Origin of the sequence: Streptomyces sp. Sge12, assembly GCF_002080455.1 — a bacterium.
Taxonomy (GTDB): Bacteria; Actinomycetota; Actinomycetes; order Streptomycetales; family Streptomycetaceae; genus Streptomyces.
On the sequence record NZ_CP020555.1, the window covers coordinates 4,122,355 to 4,140,721 of the forward strand.

Below are 18,367 nucleotides of genomic sequence, written 5' to 3' on the forward strand. Positions count from 1 at the left end.
TGAGTCGACGGCGACGTCGTACGGGACGGTCGAGGAGGACCTGCGGTGAGCGAGAAGAGCCCGAAGCTGCGCGCCGAGCTGGACGGCATTCCGACATACAAGCCCGGCAAGCCGGCTGCTGCCGGAGGGCCGGTCGCGTACAAGCTGTCCTCGAACGAGAACCCGTACCCGCCGCTGTCGGGCGTGCTGGAGACCGCGGTCGCGGCCGCCGGGAACTTCAACCGGTACCCCGACATGGCCTGCACCGGCCTTGTGAACGAGCTCGCGGAGCGCTTCGGAGTGCCGGTCGAGCACATCGCCACGGGCACCGGCTCGGTCGGTGTGGCCCAGTCGCTGATCCAGGCGACGGCCGGCCCCGGCGACGAGGTGATCTACGCCTGGCGCTCCTTCGAGGCGTACCCGATCCTCACGCAGATCGCGGGCGCGACCTCCGTGCAGGTTCCGCTGACCGACGGCGACGTGCACGACCTCGACGCGATGGCCGCCGCGATCACCGACCGGACCCGGCTGATCTTCGTCTGCAACCCGAACAACCCCACCGGCACGGCCGTGCGCCGCGCCGAGCTGGAGCGCTTCCTGGACCAGGTGCCCTCGGACGTCCTGGTGGTCCTGGACGAGGCCTACCGCGAGTTCGTCCGCGACACGGACGTACCGGACGGCATCGAGCTCTACCGCCGGCGCCCGAACGTCGCCGTGCTGCGCACCTTCTCCAAGGCGTACGGGCTCGCCGGTCTGCGGGTCGGCTTCGCGGTGGCCCACGAGCCGGTGGCGGCGGCCCTGCGCAAGACGGCGATGCCCTTCGGTGTCAGCCAGCTCGCGCAGGACGCGGCGGTGGCCTCGCTGCGAGCCGAGGACGAGCTGATGGGCCGCGTCGGGGCGCTGGTGAGCGAGCGCACGCGGGTCCACGAGACGCTGGTCGCCCAGGGCTGGACGGTGCCGGACACGCAGGCGAACTTCGTGTGGATGCGGCTGGGGGAGCGGACCGCCGAGTTCGCGCAGGCCTGCGAGAAGGCCGGTGTGGTGGTCCGGCCCTTCGCGGGCGAGGGCCTGCGGGTCACGATCGGTGAGACCGAGGCGAACGACCTCTTCCTGCACACGGCGGAGGCGTTCTTCAAGGAGCTCTAGCAGCTCTGGCAGCTCTGGCAGCTGCGGCAGCTGCGGCAGCTCCGGTGGCTCCGGGCGGTTTCGGAGCCGTTGTGGCCGCTGTGGCCGCCGGGTATGTCCTGCCGGCCGGACCGTTTCGCAGGCTCAGGCGAGTTCCACGCGGACGGGATCGCCGTCGCGGACGGTGGACAGCAGGCGGGGGTCGCCGTCGAAGGAGCCCAGTACGTTGCACGGGCTCGCCAGGCGGCTCTCGCCCCCGCGTGAGATGGGAGTGGGGCCGTAGGGCAGCGCCAGAGCGTCGCCCTCGGTCCAGAACGCGACCGTGCCCGGATCGACGACCTGCCGTGCGTCGTCCTCCAGGGCGACGGAGACGCCGGTGTCGAAGTAGACCTCCTCGCCCCAGGTGTTGGCGGAGGCGGAAATCGGAAGGGCCTCGGCCAGCGCCTTGCTGGTCGGGGTCTCTTCGAGGGTTGCGGTGAGCTGGCCCGCGGGCCACGAGATTCGTATCTGCATGAGCCGCATTCAACAATCTGTTGAATCGATTGGCTAGAGGGGTACCCCGCCCGAAGGTGGCCGAGAGTGGTACGACATAATGCTTGTGAATGTGAACGCGTTCACAAGCGTGTCCTACTTACTCCCGTATTGCGTGGGACACGGCAGGCAAACTGCGGCTGTGACCACGGCGACCCGAAGGAGACGAGGACGTGGACCTAGCTTTGGCGCCGGAGACTCTGGCGCGATGGCAGTTCGGCATCACCACCGTCTATCACTTCCTCTTCGTGCCTTTGACGATCTCGCTCGCCGCGCTCACGGCCGGCTTGCAGACGGCATGGGTGCGCACTGAGAAGGAGAAGTACCTCAGGGCCACGAAGTTCTGGGGCAAGCTTTTCTTGATCAATATCGCGATGGGTGTCGTCACCGGCATCGTCCAGGAGTTCCAGTTCGGCATGAACTGGTCCGACTACTCGCGATTCGTCGGCGACATCTTCGGGGCTCCCCTCGCCTTCGAGGCGCTGATCGCCTTCTTCTTCGAGTCGACCTTCATCGGCCTGTGGATCTTCGGCTGGGACAAGCTGCCGAAGAAGATCCACCTCGCCTGCATCTGGATGGTGTCCATCGGCACCGTCCTGTCCGCCTATTTCATCCTGGCGGCCAATTCCTGGATGCAGCACCCGGTCGGGTACCGGATCAACGAGGAGCGGGGCCGCGCCGAGCTCACCGACTTCTGGCTCGTCCTGACCCAGAACACCGCGCTCACCCAGTTCTTCCACACCATCACGGCCGCCTTCCTGGTCGGCGGCGCGTTCATGGCGGGGATCTCCGCCTACCACCTGGCGCGCAAGAAGCACGTCCCCGTGATGCGGAGCTCGCTGCGACTCGGCCTGATCGTCATGATCATTGCCGGCATGGGCACGGCGATCAGCGGTGACCTGCTCGGCAAGGTGATGTACAAGCAGCAGCCCATGAAGATGGCCGCCGCGGAAGCGCTGTGGGACGGCGAGGCGCCCGCGCCCTTCTCCGTATTCGCCTACGGCGACGTCGACAAGGGCCACAACAAGGTGGCCATAGAGATTCCCGGCCTGCTCTCGTTCCTGGCCAACGACGACTTCACCTCCTTCGTCCCCGGCATCAACGACGTGAACAAGGCCGAGCAGGAGAAGTACGGTCCCGGCGACTACCGGCCCAATATCCCGGTCGCCTACTGGGGCTTCCGCTGGATGATCGGCTTCGGCATGGCCTCCGTCGGTGTCGGGGCACTGGGGCTGTGGCTGACCCGCAAGCGGTTCCTGCTGCCCGCGCAGCTGCGCACCGGGGAGGACGAGGTCCCGCACCTGGTGCTCTTCAAGAAGCCGCTGAGCCGGAAGTTCACCAACCTGTACTGGATCGTCGCGCTCTGGACGATGGGCTTCCCGCTGATCGCCAACTCCTGGGGCTGGATCTTCACCGAGATGGGCCGCCAGCCCTGGGTGGTCTACGGGGTCCTGCGCACCCGGGACGCGGTCTCGCCGCACGTCTCACAGGCGGAGGTGCTCACCTCGATGATCGGCTTCACGCTGCTGTACGCCGTGCTGGCCGTGATCGAGGTCAAGCTCCTCGTCAAGTACGTCAAGGCCGGACCGCCCGAACTCACCGAGGCAGACCTGAACCCGCCCACCAAGATCGGCGGGGACGACAAGAACCCCGACCGGCCGATGGCCTTCTCGTACTGAGGCCGAGGAGCGCACACCATGCAACTCCACGATGTCTGGTTCGTACTCATCGCCGTCCTGTGGACCGGCTACTTCTTCCTGGAGGGCTTCGACTTCGGAGTCGGCGTACTCACCAAGCTGCTCGCCCGCGACCGTACGGAGAAGCGGGTCCTGATCAACACGATCGGGCCCGTGTGGGACGGCAACGAGGTCTGGCTGCTCACCGCGGGCGGAGCCACCTTCGCCGCCTTCCCCGAGTGGTACGCCACCCTCTTCTCGGGCTTCTACCTGCCGCTGCTGATCATCCTGGTCTGCCTCATCATTCGTGGCGTCGCCTTCGAGTACCGCCACAAGCGCTCCGAGGACCGCTGGCAGACCAACTGGGAACACGCGATCTTCTGGACCTCGCTGATCCCCGCGTTCCTGTGGGGTGTCGCCTTCGCCAACATCGTGCGCGGCGTCAAGATCGACGAGAACATGGAGTACGTCGGCAGCTTCCTCGACCTGCTGAACGTCTACTCGATCCTCGGCGGACTGGTCACCCTCACCCTGTTCACCTTCCACGGCGCGGTCTTCACCTCGCTCAAGACCGTCGGTGACATCCGGGACCGCTCGCGGAAGCTGGCGACCCGGCTGGGTGTCGTCACCGCCGTCCTGGCCCTGGTCTTCCTGATCTGGACCCAGGTCTCGCGCGGCGACGGCACGAGCCTGATCGCGATGGTCGTCGCGGTGCTGGCGCTGGTGGCGGCACTCGGCTTCAACCTGGCCGGGCGCGAGGGCTGGTCGTTCGCACTCTCCGGGGTCACCATCGCGGCGGCCGTCGCGATGCTCTTCCTCACGCTCTTCCCGAACGTCATGCCGTCCTCGCTGAACGACGCCTGGAACCTCACGGTCACCAACGCCTCGTCCAGCCCTTACACCCTGAAGATCATGACCTGGTGTGCGGCCGTGGCCACCCCGCTCGTCCTGCTCTACCAGGGCTGGACGTACTGGGTGTTCCGCAAGCGGATCGGGACGCAGCACATCGTCGACGTGCACTGAGTCCTCTCGCGACGCATGACCCGCCTGTCCGGCTGACCTCCCCGAGGGGATGTTTCACGTGAAACCGATCGACCCGCGCCTGCTCCGGTACGCCCGGTCCACCCGCCTCTTCCTGGGGGCGGTGGTGGCCCTGGGTCTTGCCGGGGCGGGGCTGGTCGTCGGTCAGGCGATGCTGATCGCCGAGATCGTGGTCGGAGCCTTCGAGCGGGGGCTCGACGGCCCGGCGCTCCGCACGCCACTGCTGCTGCTCGCGGCCGTGGCGCTCGGGCGCGGATTGGTCGCCTGGCTGACGGAACTGGCCGCGCACCGGGCCGGCGCGGCGGTCAAGTCCGAGCTGCGGGGCAGGCTGCTGGAGCGGGCCGCGGAGCTCGGACCCGGGTGGCTGACCGGGCAGCGGACCGGATCACTGGTGTCACTGGCCACCCGCGGGGTGGACGCGCTCGACGACTACTTCTCCCGCTACCTGCCCCAGCTGGGGCTGGCAGTGGTCGTGCCGGTGGCGGTGCTCGCCCGTATCGTCACCGAGGACTGGGTCTCGGCGGCCATCATCGTGGTGACGCTGCCGCTGATCCCGGTGTTCATGATCCTCATCGGTATGGCCACCCAGTCCCGGATGGACCGCCAGTGGCGGTTGCTGTCCCGGCTGTCGGGGCACTTCCTCGACGTGGTGGCCGGTCTTCCCACCCTGAAGGTCTTCGGCCGGGCCAAGGCCCAGGCCGAGTCCATCCGCAAGATCACCGACGACTACCGGCGCGCGACGATGCGCACGCTGCGCATCGCCTTCCTCTCCTCCTTCGCGCTGGAGCTGCTGGCGACCCTGTCGGTGGCCCTGGTGGCCGTGACGATCGGCATGCGGCTGGTCCACGGCGAACTGGACCTGTACACCGGCCTGGTCATCCTGATCCTGGCGCCCGAGGCGTACCTGCCGCTGCGCCAGGTCGGCGCCCAGTACCACGCAGCCGCGGAAGGGCTGGCGGCTGCCGAGGAGATCTTCGAGGTCCTGGAGACCCCCGCCACCGGCCCGGCCGGTACGGCCGAGCTGCCGGCCGGCGTACCCCTGCGGATCGAGATCGAGGAGATCGCCGTCCGCTACGAGGGCCGGGGCGAGGACTCCCCGGGGCCCGTCTCCCTGACGGTCGGGCCGGGGGAGTGCGTGGCCCTCACGGGCCCGAGCGGAGCGGGCAAGTCGACTCTGCTCCAGGTACTGCTGGGGTTCGTGACGCCGACCACCGGGCGGGTACGGGTCGCGGGGGTGGATCTGGCCGAGCTGTCGCAGGAGCACTGGCGGGACCGGATCGCCTGGGTGCCCCAGCGCCCGCACCTGTTCGCCGGGACGATCGCCGAGAACGTCCGGTTGGCCCGCACGGACGCGTCCGACGCCGATGTGGCCGCGGCGTTGAAGGACGCCGGAGCCTGGGAGTTCGTCAGCGCCCTGCCGAACGGGGCGCAGACCCCGCTGGGCGAGGGCGGTGTGGGACTGTCCGCCGGACAGCGGCAGCGGCTGGCCCTGGCGCGCGCGTTCCTGGCGGACCGGCCCGTGCTGCTGCTGGACGAGCCGACCGCGGCTCTCGACGGCGAGACCGAGGCAGGGATCGTGGATGCGGTCCGGCGGCTTTCCGTGGGGCGGACCGTCCTGCTGGTCGTGCACCGGCCGGCGCTGCTCGCCGTCGCGGACCGCGTGGTGTCGCTGGCTGCCGGCGACGGCCCCGGGGCGTCCTCGGGGACGTCGGCCGGGCGGCCACTCCCCCGCCGCGGCGCCTCCGCGGTCGGCGCCGGGCTCCTGTCCCCCGATACGGCCGGTGAGCGTGTTCCGGATGCCGGCGAGTGGATCCTCGGTACCGCTCCCGAGCGGGTGCGGCCCGGAGGCGGGGCGGGATCGGGCCCGGCCGGTGCGGGAGCTGCCGGCTCCGCCGCGGCGGACGACCCGCTGCGCCGGGTGCGGGCCGTCGCGCGGGCCTGGCAAGGAAGGTTCCGGCTCGGGCTGTTGCTCGGGGCGCTGGCCGTCGGATGCAGCGTCGGCCTGATGGCCGTGTCGGGCTGGCTGATCTCACGCGCCTCGGAACAGCCGCCCGTTCTCTACCTGATGGTGGCCGTCACGGCCACCCGGGCCTTCGGCATGGGCCGCGCCGTCTTCCGGTACGCCGAGCGGCTCGTCTCCCACGATGCCGTGCTGCGCATGCTCGCCGACCTGCGGGTCTCCGTGTACCGCCGACTGGAGCGCATCGCGCCCGCCGGACTGCGCGAGCACCGGCGCGGGGACCTGCTGGCCCGGCTGGTGGCCGACGCCGACGCGCTCCAGGACTACTGGCTGCGCTGGCTGCTGCCCGTCGGCACCGCCGTGCTCGTCGGAACGGGCTCGGTCGCCTTCACCACCTGGCTGCTGCCCGAGGCCGGAGCCGTGCTCGCCGGCGGACTGCTCGCCGCCGGTATCGGGGTACCGCTGGTGAGCGGAGCCTGTGCCCGGCGCGCCGAGCGCAGGCTCGCGCCCGCCCGGGGCGAGCTCGCCACCCGGGTGGCCGATCTGCTCACGGGCACCGCGGAGCTGACGGTGGCCGGCGCTCTGGAGGACCGCAAGGGACGGGCGCGGGAGAGTGATGGCCTGCTGACCCGGATCGCCGCCAGGGGCTCGGCCGCGGCCGGACTGGGCAGTGGCCTGTCGGCCCTGGTGTGCGGGCTCACCGTGGTGGCCGCGGCGGCCGTCGCTGCCGGCGCCGTCCACGACGGACGGCTTTCCGGGGTGGCCATGGCCGTCGCGGTCCTGACGCCGCTGGCCGCCTTCGAGGCGGTGAACGGACTTCCGCTCGCCGTCCAGTACCGCCAGCGGGTGCGCCGCAGCGCGGAGCGGGTCTACGAGGTCATCGACGCGCCGGTCCCGGTCGTCGAGCCCGAGCAGGCAGCCGCGTCCCCCGTCACGCCGTTCCCGCTGCGGCTGACGGGACTCACCGCCCGCCACCCGGGCCAGGAACGTGCCGCGCTGCGGGACATGAACCTGACCCTGGAGGCCGGCCGCCGCATCGCCGTCGTCGGACCCTCGGGCTCGGGCAAGACCACCCTGGCGCAGGTCCTCCTGCGGTTCCTGGATCCGGCCGAGGGCACATACAGCCTGGGCGGAAGCGACGCGCGCACCCTCGACGGCGACGACGTACGCGCCTTCGTGGGCCTGTGCGCCCAGGACGCCCATATCTTCGACAGCTCGGTACGGGAGAACCTGCGCCTGGCCCGGACCGGGGCGAGCGAGGAGCAGTTGCGCGAAGCCCTGGCCGCGGCCCGGCTGCTGGAATGGGCCGACGGGCTCCCGGACGGGCTGGACACGCTGGTCGGCGAGCACGGTGAGCGGATCTCGGGTGGCCAGCGCCAGCGGCTGGCGCTGGCGCGGGCGCTGCTCGCGGACTTCCCCGTACTGGTGCTGGACGAGCCGGCGGAGCATCTGGACCTGGCCACGGCGGACGCCCTGACGGCGGACCTGCTGGCCGCGACCGAGGGCCGGACCACCGTGCTGATCACGCACCGGCTGGCCGGCCTGGAGGCGGTCGACGAGGTCCTCGTGCTGGACCGCGGCGAGGTCGTTCAGCGCGGCCCGTACGCGGAGCTGGCCGTCTCCGAAGGACCGCTGAGGCGGCTGCTGGAGCGCGAAAGGGCAACGGACGGGACTTTGGCCAACTTTCGCCGCCAATAGGGACTAACTACTCTCAGGACCATGTCAGCGCAGCAGCCGCAGGAATCGCCGGATCCCTCGCCGGGTCCATCGGCGGAACCCTCGCCGGATCCGTCGTCGGAAACGGCCGGACAACCGGACCCGCTGGTGGCCGCCACGCAGGCCACCAGGAGCCTGCACGGCCTGTCCACCGAGCTCACGGCCCGTGTCCCGCAGCTGCTGGAGGCCATGAGGTCCGTCGGGACCGGTCTCGAACTGCACTCCACGCTGGACCGGATCTGTGAGACCGCGGCCGAGCTCGCGGATGCCCGCTACGCGGCGATCGGCGTCGTCGACACCGAGGGCCGAGGGCTCTCGGACTTCGTCACGCACGGGATCAGCTCCGCTGATGCCCGGAAGATCGGACACCGCCCCGACGGGAAGCGGGGACTGCTCGGAGCGCTGATCGCGCACTCCGACACGGTGCGGCTGGCCGATCTGACGAAGGACCCCCGCTCGGCGGGGTTCCCCCCGCACCACCCGCCCATGAAGACCTTCCTCGGCGTGCCGATCCGGGTGCAGGGAGAGATCTTCGGCAATCTCTACCTCGCCGAGAAGAACGGCGGCGGCGAGTTCAACGACTACGACCTCCACATGGTCCGGGTGCTGGCCACCGAGGCCGGCATCGCCATCGGAAACGCCCGGCTGTACGAGGCCGCCACCCAGCGCGAGCGGTGGATCGACGGCTCGGTCGCCGTCACCACCGCCCTCCTCTCCGGCGGGGACGCCGACGACGCCCTCGCGGTGGTGGCCGAACAGGCCCGCCGGCTGGCCGACTCCGCCGCCGGGATCGTGATGCTGCCGGCCGAGGAGGGCGGCATGGAGATCGTCGCCGTCTCCACCGACAACCCGGCCAGCTCGCTGGGTGTGGTGCTCCCGGCCGAGAGCCCGGTGGTGGAACGGCTGCTGGAGGGCGAGCCGGTCTTCGTGGACGACGCGGCGGCCGACCCCCGCATGATCAGCAAGCTCACCAGCCAGTACGGCCCCTGCATGCTGGTGCCCCTGCAGAGCGGCGGGCGGGTCCTGGGCGCACTGGTCACCCCCCGGGCCCGCGGCGGGCGGCCCTTCACCGAGGCCGAGCGGACACTGGCCACGCAGTTCGCCTCCCAGGCGGCGCTCGCCCTGATGATGGCCGAGGCACAGCGCGACCGCGAACGGCTGGCGGTGTTCGAGGACCGCGACCGGATCGCCCGCGACCTCCACGACCTGGTCATCCAGCGGCTCTTCGCCACCGGGATGATGCTGGAGGGCGCCCAACGCCGGTCCGTCGTCCCCGAGGTGCGCGACGGCGTGGGCAAGGCCGTGGACGAACTGGACGTGACGATCCAGGAGATCCGCACCGCGATCTTCGCCCTCCAGCAGGGCCCCGCGGAGGCCCCGTCCGGGCTGCGCACCCGGGTGCTGCGGGAGATCAACATGGCTGCCGTGCCGCTGGGGTTCAAGCCTGCGCACCGCTTCCTCGGGCCGATCGACGCGGTCGTCGGCGAGCTGGTCGGCAAGAACCTGATCGCCGCACTCCGGGAGGCCCTGTCCAACGCCTTCCGCCACGCCGAGGCGACCCGGATCGAGGTGGTGCTCGACGCGACCGTCACGCTCGCGGACGGCCGTCCCGGGGTCCGGCTGGAGGTCGCCGACGACGGGGTGGGCATCGCCGAGGGCGGCCGCCGCAGTGGACTGCGCAACCTGCGCCGCCGGGCCGAGTCGCTGGGCGGTTCGAGTTCGTACGGCCCCGGCATCGGGGAGGGCGGCGGCGGGACCACCGTGGTGTGGGAGGCCCCGCTCCAGCCTGCCGGCCAGGCCTGAGCCGGTCCGCCGGCCAGGCCTGATCAGGCCCGCCGGCAGGTTCTCAGGCCTGCTGCTGCGCGGTCCGTTCGGCCAGGATGCGCTCGATGACGAGGGCGACCCCGTCCTCGTTGTTGGCGACCGTACTGCCGGACGCCGCCGCGATCACATCGGGGTGGGCATTGCCCATCGCGTACGAGGTGCCCGCCCAGCTGAGCATTTCCACGTCGTTCGGCATGTCCCCGAAGGCGACGACCTCGGCGGGGGAAATGCCCCGCTCGGCGCAGCACAGGGCCAGGGTGCTGGCCTTGGACACGCCCCGTCCGCTGACTTCCAAGAGGGAGGTGGGACTGGAGCGGGTGATCGACGCGTGCTCGCCCGCGGCGGAGCGTGCCAGTGCCAGGAACTCGTCCGGGGCCAGCTCGGCGTGGTGGGCCAGGAGCTTGAGCACGGGCGCGGCGTCTTCGTCCGTGTCCTCGTGGAGCAGCTTCTCGGCGGTGGCGACTCTGGCGCCCGGGTCCTTGAAGAAGGGCGGGTAGGCGGGTTCGTAGTTGATGCCGGTGGTCAGCTCGACCGCGAAGGAAGTACCGGGGGCGGCAGCCCGCAGGGAATCGACGACGGCGAGTGCGGCCACCCGCGGGAGGGCCCTGACCTGGACGAATTCCCGTCCGGCGTGCAGATCCACCACCGCCGCGCCATTCGCGCAGATCGCGAGGCCGTGGCCGTGGACATGGTCGCTGACCACATCCATCCAGCGGGCCGGGCGGCCGGTGACGAAGAAGACCTCGATCCCGGCCTCCTCGGCAGCGGCGAGCGCGGCGACGGTGCGGGGCGAGACGGACTTGTCGTCGCGCAGCAGGGTGCCGTCGAGGTCGGTGGCGATGAGCCGGGGCGTGGGGGTTGGCCCGTCCGGGCGCTGGGGAGCCGAGGTCACGGCTCCATCTTCGCCCATGGCCGGTGGCGTCCCGACCATGGGAGGGAGGGCTGTCACCTCGGGCGATGTTTCACGTGAAACACCGTGTTTCACGTGAAACATCGGCTCGCCGTAGGCTCGGAGCATGAGTCTGCGTCTGAGCACGGTGATCCTTCCGGTACGTCGATGGCACGAGGGAGGCCGCGATCAGTGGCTCCGGGCTGAGCAGCTCGGATTCCACACCGCTTACACCTATGACCACCTGTCCTGGCGGACGTTCCGCGACGGCCCCTGGTTCGGTGCGGTACCCACGCTGACCGCGGCGGCCACCGCCACCGAGCGGATGCGCCTGGGCACCCTCGTCACCTCGCCGAACTTCCGTCACCCGGTGACCCTCGCCAAGGACCTCATCAGCCTGGACGACATCTCCGGCGGACGGATCACCCTGGGCATCGGCGCCGGCGGCAATGGATTCGACGCGACAGCGCTGGGCCAGGAGGCCTGGTCCCCGCGTGAGCGCGCCGACCGCCTCGCCGAGTTCGTGCCGCTGCTGGACCAGCTACTGACCGAGAGCTCGGTGAGCCACGAGGGCACCTTCTACTCCGCCGAGGAGGCCCGCAACATCCCCGGCTGCGTGCAGCGGCCGCGGCTGCCGTTCGCCGTCGCGGCGAACGGGCCGCGCGGCATGCGGCTCGCCGCCCGACACGGCCAGGCCTGGGTGACCACCGGCGACCCGAAGCTCTTCGAGGAGGGCACGCCCGAGCAGTCGCGGGAGGCCCTGCGCGGGCAACTCGAGCGACTCGGCAAGGCCTTCCTGGAAATCGGGCGGGATCCCGAGTCCGTGGAGAAGATCCTCCTGACCGGCTTCACCCCCGAGGCCAACACCGTGCTGGCGTCGGTGGATGCGTTCGTCGACTTCGCCGGCCGGCACCGCGAGCTGGGCTTCACGGAGCTGGTGATCCACGCGCCGATCCCGGACTCCGACTTCGCTTCCGACGAGGCCGTGTTCGAGAAGATCGCCGCCGAAGCCCTGGCTCAGCTCGACAGCTGATCCACCGGTCGCCCGCTTCACCGGCCGTCGCCGCTCCTCCGTGGGAGCGGCGACGCCGGCAACGGTTGCTACTCCCCTTCGTTCAACTGGGCGAGCAGACGCTCCGCGGACGGCAGGACCCAGTCGGGCACGTCGTCCTCGGGCAGTGCCCGGACTTCGTCGATCAACACGGAGACGCGCGCGGCGCCCGCTTGCGCGTCGCCCCGCTCCTGCTCCGTCCAGGCCGCGTTGTTCAGGCACTGGAACCGGTCCCGCAGGTAATCGGGGCCGAGTTCCGCGTAGCCACGGGCGGCCCGGTCCCACAGCTCGATCTCCTCCAGACGCAGTGCGTCCACCTCCGCCCCGTCCAGCCGGGTCGCGGACTCCGATCCGCCGTCGGCGACAGACCCTGTCCCTGTGCTGTCCCCGTCCTCTTCCTCGTCGGACTGCTCGTTCGCGCTGACGTACCGGTCGAGTACCTGCGCCAGCTGGTGCCAGGTCTGGGCGAGTTCGGAGCGCAGTCCAGGTGCTTCGGGTTCCGTCGTGAGCGCCGCCTCCAGCACTCCGGCCGCCTCCGCCATCCGCTTCCGGGCCCCCGCCACCGTTGCGGCGGTGACCTCCTCACGCAGCCCCAGCCAGGCCAGGGAGCGCAGGACCCGTACCTCGGCTACCGGGGCATCGCCCGTCAGCCGGTGCAGCTCCAGGGCCCGCTCGTACGCGGCGACCGCCTCCACGGCCAGTCCCGCGTCGCTCAGGGTGTCGGCGGCCGACTGCGCGAGACCAGCCTGCGGACGCGGATCCTCCCACCCCTTGGCGATCTCCGCCGCCAGCAGGTACTGCTCCGCCGCCGGGCGGGGCTCGTTCAGCCGGCGTAGCAGATCACCGAGGAACTCCCGTACGAACACCGCCTGCTGGTCGCCGTGCTCCAGCAGGTCGGCCAAGGCCGACTGCAGGACCTCCACGGCCTCGGCGCTGCGGCCGTTCCCCGCGTACGCCCGGGCCAGCAGCAGCCGGGCCTGCGCACCACTGTCGGCCGTGAGGCCGGCCCGGTCGAACCAGTGGGCGCTCGCCAGCGCGTGCTCCGCGGTCTCCGCCGCCGCGTCGTCCTGCCGCAGCAGGATGTCAGCGAGGGTCAGCCGTACGACGCCCTGCGCCTCGGCATCGGTCACCTCCGCGGCGTGCTCCAGCGCGGAGCGCGCCGCCGCTTCCGCCTCCTCGGGGCGGTCCAGCGACAGCAGCACCCCGGCCCGCAGCACCAGCGGATCTACGGACTGCCACGGCCGGCCCGCCGCGATGGCCCGCTCGGCCGACGCCGCCAGCAGTGGCACGGCCCGTTCCGGGTCGCCCTGCGCCAGGGCCACCCGGCCCAGCATCTCCTCGGCCTCCGCCACCAGGTCCGCCAGGACGCCGTCGTGGGCGGCGACGAACTCGGTCAGTTCGGCGGCCAGCACTCCGTGATGGCCGTGGTGGTCCTCCGCTTCGGCCGTCTCCACCGAGCGCAGGTACGACTCGATGCGGATCGCGGACAGTTCCGCGAGCGCGATGCGCCGGGCCCGCAGCGGCTCGGCCGCGTCCAGTGCCTCGGCGGCCCGCAGCGCGGCGTGCACCAGTGCCCGGACCTCCGCGGGCGCGGCTTCGGACTGCGCTGCCACTCCGGCCAGCCGCAGCTCCGCGAGCGCCGCGCGCTCGGCGAGGCCGAGCGCCCGGTAGTCGTCCCGGACCGCGCTCAGCAGCTGCGCCGCCTCTGGGGCTCCGCTCCGTGCGGCGGCCAGTGCCCGCTGGTCCGCGACGTCGGCGCGGACCAGGGGATCGACCTCCGGCTGCGCGTCCACCTGTACGGCCACCTCGGCCCACAGTGCGTCCGCAGCCGGATGGCTCAGCTCCCGGGCACGGCGGGCCCGCTCCACCAGTTCGGGGAAGCCGTCCGGTGCCGAGGCCGGCCCGGACCCCGCGGAAGCGGAAACGGGAACGGCGGCGGAAGCGGGAACGGCGGCGGAAGCGGGAACGGACGCGGGAACGGGGGCGGAAGCGGTGGTCAGGGGGAGTGCCGCACTGCGCACACCGAGCGGCAGCTCGTGCATCAGCGGCTGCCGGCCGACCCGCGCGAGGAACCGGTCCGAGACCCGGGTCGTGCCGTTGCGCGCGTCGAACTGCCGGGTGATGTCCAGACAGCCCGCGTACAGCACCTCGTACAGCTCGGCGACGGTTCGAGGGCTCCCCTCGTAGGGCACGGCCGGGGTCCGTCCGTGCCCCAGTTCCTTCAGGCGGCGCAGCAGGACGAGGATGCCGCCGTGGAAGGCCAGCCGGTCGTCGAGGTTGGCGAGCGGAGCCACATGGGCGGCGTGTTCGGCCAGGATCTCCAGGCCGCGCGGTTCGTTGCCGGTGAGCGCGCAGAACTCGATGTGCTTGCCGACCGACGGCAGCAGGCTCTCGTTGCCGCGGGCCATGCGGTAGCCGCGCAGGTGGTGGGAGCGTGCCTCGTCGGCCCGGCCGAGCCGTAGCAGCGGCAGCAGGGAGGTGGCGAGCAGCCGGTGGGGCTCCTCGGCGCAGGTCAGGTCCCCGTCGAGCACCGGCCGCCAGATCTCCAGGGCCTCGGCGTCGTTGCCGTGCAGGGCGGAGTACTGGCCCTGACCGTTGAGCTCGCAGGCCCGGCAGTCGCTCATGCTGTCGCGATCGGCGGCCAGCCAGCGCCGGAAGGCCCCTTCGGCGCGCTCGTCCTCACCGATGGCGTCGGCGAGCCACATCTCGGCCTCGCGCACGGGACGCTCGCTGTAGCCGGCGATGCGGTAGCGGCGCTCCATCTCGTCCAGCCAGCCGGTGGCCGACTCCAGCGGGATCCCGGGGGAGTCGGAGATGGCCGTGGCCACCCACTTGAACTGCCAGAACAGCGCGTGCGCCTCCCATTCGGAGAAGGCGCCCGGGTCCTTGTCGTACTCCTGGAGCAGCCGGGCGAAGGGCACCAGGATCTTCGGGGACTCGGCGCTGTAGAGGTAGGAATTGATCAGGTTGTCCAGAGCCTCACGGAAGAGGGCCCGGTCACCGCTCGTCTCCGCCGCGCCGGCCAGGGCCTCGGCGTGCGCGTTGCGTACGGCGCCGTTCGGAGTCTCGCGGTTCTCCGCCAGGCCTCGCACGATCTCCTCGCGCGTCAGCGTCGTCACTTCTGGCCCTCCTGGGCGTCGCGGTCGTCGGTGGAGTGGGTCGCCCATTCCAGGAGTCCGAGGAAGGCCCGGTTGAGCAGGGTCGAGTCGGCGGGGCGCAGCGGCCGCTGGGACATCAGCAGGGCCTGCCCGTACAGCGATTCGACGGCGGTCCCGGTCAGTGCCTCGTCGGGCAGGGCGGCGATCCGGCGGATGAGCGGGTTGTTGTGGTTGAGGACCAGGCGGGCGCGGGGCGCGGAGCCCCGCAGGGCGCCGAGGATGCCGCTCCACAGGGAGTCGGCGCTCTCCAGCGCGGCGGTGCGGTCGCGTTCCTGGCGGGCCTGGCGGTCGTCGAGGTAGAGCGCGGGCACGGCGACGGGCTGGAAGGCGCGCAGCACCACGTCACAGCTCTGCGGCTCCAGGCGGGTGCGTGCGGTGGCGAGGAAGGGGGCGAGGGCCAGTTCGGCCGAGGTCGGCACCGGGTCGAGCCGTTCGGTGACGGCCCCGGCGTCGAGCTCGGTGACCTTCAGTTCCGGCCGTACGGCGGGCAGCAGGGCGAGCAGGTCCGCGTCGTAGGTGTACCCGGCGTTGATGACGCCGAGCCCGTGGGCCGCGGCGATCGGCGCGATCTGGCGGAACTCCTCGACGGTGCGGGTGAAGTGGATGTCCGTGTGGGCGGCCGCGAACTCCTGGAGGCTCATCGAGCCGTCACTGGTCTCGAACGGCAGCCACGGCAGCATCAGCCCGAGCAGGTCGGGGTCGTGCCGGGCCATGGACTTCACACCGAGGTGGTGGACCTGGAGGAAGGCGGCCAGGCGGTCCGGATCGCTCGCCGCGAGCTCGGCCAGCCAGCCGCGCACGCGTGCCCCGAGGGCGTCGCGGACGGCGGCGAGGGTCTCGTCGTCGTACAGGTTCTCGCGGGAGGCGGTGGGCCGCAGGGTGTCCGTGTCGAGGACGGCGCGGACGAAGAACGCCCAGTCGGGCAGCAGGTTGTCGGCCCGCTCGGTCAGCAGCATGCCCTTGAGGTGGACGCGATGTCCGGCCCGGTGGGCGGGGCTGGTCGGTTCGGGAAGGACGTACGCCACTCCGCGCACGCCGGCGACCGGCAGGTCGAGGTCGATGGTGTCGAGCGGGGTGAAGCCGAAGAGCTGGGCGCAGTGCCCGGCGAGCGCGACGCGACGGGCGTCCGGGGTGGGGAAGGGCCGGTCCCACACGGCGGGCCGGTCGGTGATGGGCCGGGGTTCGCCGCCCTCGCCGTCGTCGAAGATGATCTCGTACGGCAGCAGGGAGCCGTAGTCGCGGGCCAGTTCCTCGACCTTGGCCGGGACCGCCCATTCGGCGGCGCCCGGGCGGGCCTCAAGGACAACGGTGGTGCCGGGCTCCGGCCGGGCGTCGTGGGGCAGTTCGCGGACGGTGTACGAACCGTCGTCGGTGGCCAGCCATTCGACGGGCGCGGCATGGGGGTCGCGGGCGGAGCGGGTGACGACCCGGATCTGACGGGCCACGACGAAGCACGCGAGCAGTCCGATGCCGAACTGGCCGAGGAACTCCTGGCGGGTGGCCTCGAGCCCCTGCTCGTTGAGATCGCTGCCACCGCCGGCGCGCTTGGAGCTGCGGCCGATCGTCGCGAGGAGGGAGTGGGCCTCGTCGGCGGTCAGACCGATACCGCTGTCCTCGATCGTGACCCGGCCGCCGGACGCCGACAGCCGGATGCGGACCTCGGCCGCCGGTTCGAGGGCGTGGCGCGCGGTGATCGCGTCCACCGCGTTCTGCAGCAGCTCGCGGACGTAGACGCGCGGGCTGGAGTACAGGTGGTGGGAGAGGAGGTCCACCAAGCCGCGCAGATCGACCTGGAAGCTGTGGGGTGTGGACGGGGACGTGGACGTCATAGGGCGTCACCTCGCGTACATACAGGGATGGTTCGGTGATCGCGAGGTCCCCCCCTCACAGATCCCGGAGTGGTTCACAGATTAGGGGGATGGTCGGACAATCCCTGCGTGAATTTGGGCGGGCCCGGACCTACTGGAAGCGGAGGAACTGCGGCGGGACGGCGTCCACCAGCCACACCCCGTTGGCACTGACCCGGAAGACGTGCCCGGCCGCCCGCATCGCTGCGGCGTCCACGCTGAGCACGACGGGCCGGCCGCGTCGTGCACCGACCCGGGTGGCGGTCTCCCGGTCGGGGGACAGGTGCACATCGTGGCGGGCCATCGGGCGCAGCCCCTCGGCGCGGATCGCGTCCAGCGCTGCGGCGACGGTGCCGTGGTAGAGGTACGCGGGCGGCTCGGCCTCCGGCAGGTCCAGGTCCACGGCGACGGTGTGCCCCTGGTTGGCCCGGATCCGGGTGCCGTCGACGGCGAACCGCTGCTTGTCGTTGGCGGCGACGACGTGGTCGAGATCGGCCCGGCTGAAGGGGAAGCCGTGTGCGGCGGCTGCGCGCAGAAGATCGTCGATCTCCACCCAGCCCTGGGGGTCGAGCACCAGTCCGATCCGTTCCGGCTGGTGTCGCAGGTGTTTCGAGACGTACTTCGACACCTTGACGGTGCGTCTTTCATCCATGGCTCCAGCGTGCCCGGTCGAGCGGGCACGCGGCAGGGATTTTTCCGGGGGTGACGCGGCATGGACCCCCTCTATCGCCATTCCAAGATGCGGAATATATTTTCCGCTGCCACTTCTGCTCAGGGGGAGAAACCATGACAGCCCAACCCTCACTGTCACGCCGCGCTGCTGCCGAGCTGGTCGGTACCGCCGGCCTGCTCGTCGTCGTGATCGGCTCCGGGCTCAAAGCCGCCGAGCTCAGCCGCGACACCGGCGTCGCCCTCATCGCCAACTCGCTCGCCTCGGCCATCGGCCTCGGGCTGATCATCACCCTCTTCGGGCCGCTGTCCGGAGCCCACCTCAACCCGGTGGTCACCCTCACCTCCTGGTGGTCCCGGCGCATCGGCGGCGAGGGCCTGGGTGGACGCGAGGCGCTCGTCTACGCCGCCGCCCAGAGCGTCGGAGCCATCGGCGGCGCCCTCCTCGCGGACGTCATGTTCGGCCGGACCCCGGGCACCTTCGCCACCCAGGTGCGCGACGGCGGTCACCTGCTCATCGGCGAGGTGGTCGCCACCGCCGGCCTCGTCCTGCTGATCCAGGGCCTCGGACGCATCGGCCGCCCCCGGCTCATCCCGGCGGCGGTCGCGGCGTACATCGCGGCCGCGATCTGGTTCACCTCCTCCGGCTCCTTCGCGAACCCGGCCGGCACCGTCGGGCGCAGCTTCAGCGATTCCTTCACCGGCATAGCCCCGGAGTCGCTGCCCGGGTTCGTCGGCGCCCAGCTGGTCGGCGGGATCCTCGGGCTGGCCCTGGCCGCCCTCCTGTACGGGGACCGGGCGCGGCGGCGGCCGGACCGCGAAGCCGGCGCCGGCGCCAGCACCCGAGCCGGAGTCGGAGCCGGTCGAGGCCACCGTCCCGGCGGTCCTTCCGGAGACCGGC

Annotated in this window: 11 protein-coding genes and 1 pseudogene; 7 read left to right on the forward strand and 5 right to left on the reverse strand. The window is 71.5% G+C overall.

All coding sequences use genetic code 11. From position 1 onward, the window contains the following. Nucleotides 1–45: 45 nt before the first annotated feature. Nucleotides 46–1,125: a histidinol-phosphate transaminase gene (hisC, locus tag B6R96_RS18390; protein WP_053167484.1), complete on the forward strand. Its 1,080-nt coding sequence runs from the start codon at nucleotides 46–48 to the stop codon at nucleotides 1,123–1,125. A 123-nt stretch (nucleotides 1,126–1,248) separates the two neighbouring features. Here the strand turns inward: hisC and B6R96_RS18395 are convergent, their stop codons facing one another. Then, the gene (locus B6R96_RS18395; protein ID WP_106977413.1) at nucleotides 1,249–1,617 is read right to left on the reverse strand and encodes a cyclophilin-like fold protein; all 369 of its coding nucleotides are present in this window, start codon (nucleotides 1,615–1,617) and stop codon (nucleotides 1,249–1,251) included. 191 nt (nucleotides 1,618–1,808) lie between these two features. Between B6R96_RS18395 and B6R96_RS18400 the strand changes: the two genes are divergently transcribed. Genes B6R96_RS18400 through B6R96_RS18415 form a run of 4 tightly spaced genes read left to right on the forward strand, consistent with a single transcriptional unit; the run spans nucleotide 1,809 to nucleotide 9,831 of the window. Beyond that, entirely contained in the window at nucleotides 1,809–3,314 is a 1,506-nt protein-coding gene (locus tag B6R96_RS18400; RefSeq protein ID WP_030383967.1) for a cytochrome ubiquinol oxidase subunit I, read from the forward strand. Between the two features lie 18 nt (nucleotides 3,315–3,332). Next, nucleotides 3,333–4,334 (forward strand): cytochrome d ubiquinol oxidase subunit II, encoded by a 1,002-nt coding sequence (gene cydB / locus B6R96_RS18405; RefSeq protein ID WP_030383968.1) that lies wholly within the window; start codon nucleotides 3,333–3,335, stop codon nucleotides 4,332–4,334. A 58-nt stretch (nucleotides 4,335–4,392) separates the two neighbouring features. Continuing rightward, nucleotides 4,393–8,010: a thiol reductant ABC exporter subunit CydD gene (gene cydD, locus B6R96_RS18410; RefSeq protein ID WP_081522979.1), complete on the forward strand. Its 3,618-nt coding sequence runs from the start codon at nucleotides 4,393–4,395 to the stop codon at nucleotides 8,008–8,010. A gap of 21 nt (nucleotides 8,011–8,031) precedes the next feature. Then, entirely contained in the window at nucleotides 8,032–9,831 is a 1,800-nt protein-coding gene (locus B6R96_RS18415; protein WP_237291450.1) for a sensor histidine kinase, read from the forward strand. Nucleotides 9,832–9,874: 43 nt separating this feature from the next. Here B6R96_RS18415 and B6R96_RS18420 read toward each other — a convergent pair whose 3' ends face one another. Beyond that, nucleotides 9,875–10,762 carry a Cof-type HAD-IIB family hydrolase gene (locus B6R96_RS18420; RefSeq protein ID WP_053701255.1) on the reverse strand — a complete coding sequence of 296 codons (888 nt, stop codon included), beginning with the start codon at nucleotides 10,760–10,762 and terminating at the stop codon, nucleotides 9,875–9,877. A gap of 106 nt (nucleotides 10,763–10,868) precedes the next feature. Between B6R96_RS18420 and B6R96_RS18425 the strand changes: the two genes are divergently transcribed. Further along, the gene (locus B6R96_RS18425) at nucleotides 10,869–11,774 is read left to right on the forward strand and encodes an LLM class flavin-dependent oxidoreductase (RefSeq protein ID WP_081522980.1); all 906 of its coding nucleotides are present in this window, start codon (nucleotides 10,869–10,871) and stop codon (nucleotides 11,772–11,774) included. A gap of 68 nt (nucleotides 11,775–11,842) precedes the next feature. On the opposite strand, the gene B6R96_RS18430 is transcribed toward B6R96_RS18425, so the two are convergent. The 3 genes from B6R96_RS18430 to B6R96_RS18440 form a co-directional block, all read right to left on the reverse strand. Continuing rightward, a complete protein-coding gene (locus tag B6R96_RS18430; protein ID WP_081522981.1) occupies nucleotides 11,843–14,911 on the reverse strand; it encodes a hypothetical protein in 3,069 nt (1,022 codons plus the stop codon). Next, nucleotides 14,908–16,779 carry an HSP90 family protein gene (locus B6R96_RS18435; protein WP_081522982.1) on the reverse strand — a complete coding sequence of 624 codons (1,872 nt, stop codon included), beginning with the start codon at nucleotides 16,777–16,779 and terminating at the stop codon, nucleotides 14,908–14,910. The genes B6R96_RS18430 and B6R96_RS18435 overlap by 4 nt, the downstream gene beginning before the upstream one ends. Before the next feature lie 130 nt (nucleotides 16,780–16,909). Then, nucleotides 16,910–17,449: an RNA 2'-phosphotransferase gene (locus tag B6R96_RS18440; protein ID WP_030383975.1), complete on the reverse strand. Its 540-nt coding sequence runs from the start codon at nucleotides 17,447–17,449 to the stop codon at nucleotides 16,910–16,912. Nucleotides 17,450–17,583: 134 nt separating this feature from the next. On the opposite strand from B6R96_RS18440, the pseudogene B6R96_RS18445 reads away from it, so the two are divergent. After that, nucleotides 17,584–18,297: pseudogene (locus B6R96_RS18445) on the forward strand (aquaporin); the annotation flags it as partial. Nucleotides 18,298–18,367 lie beyond the last annotated feature (70 nt).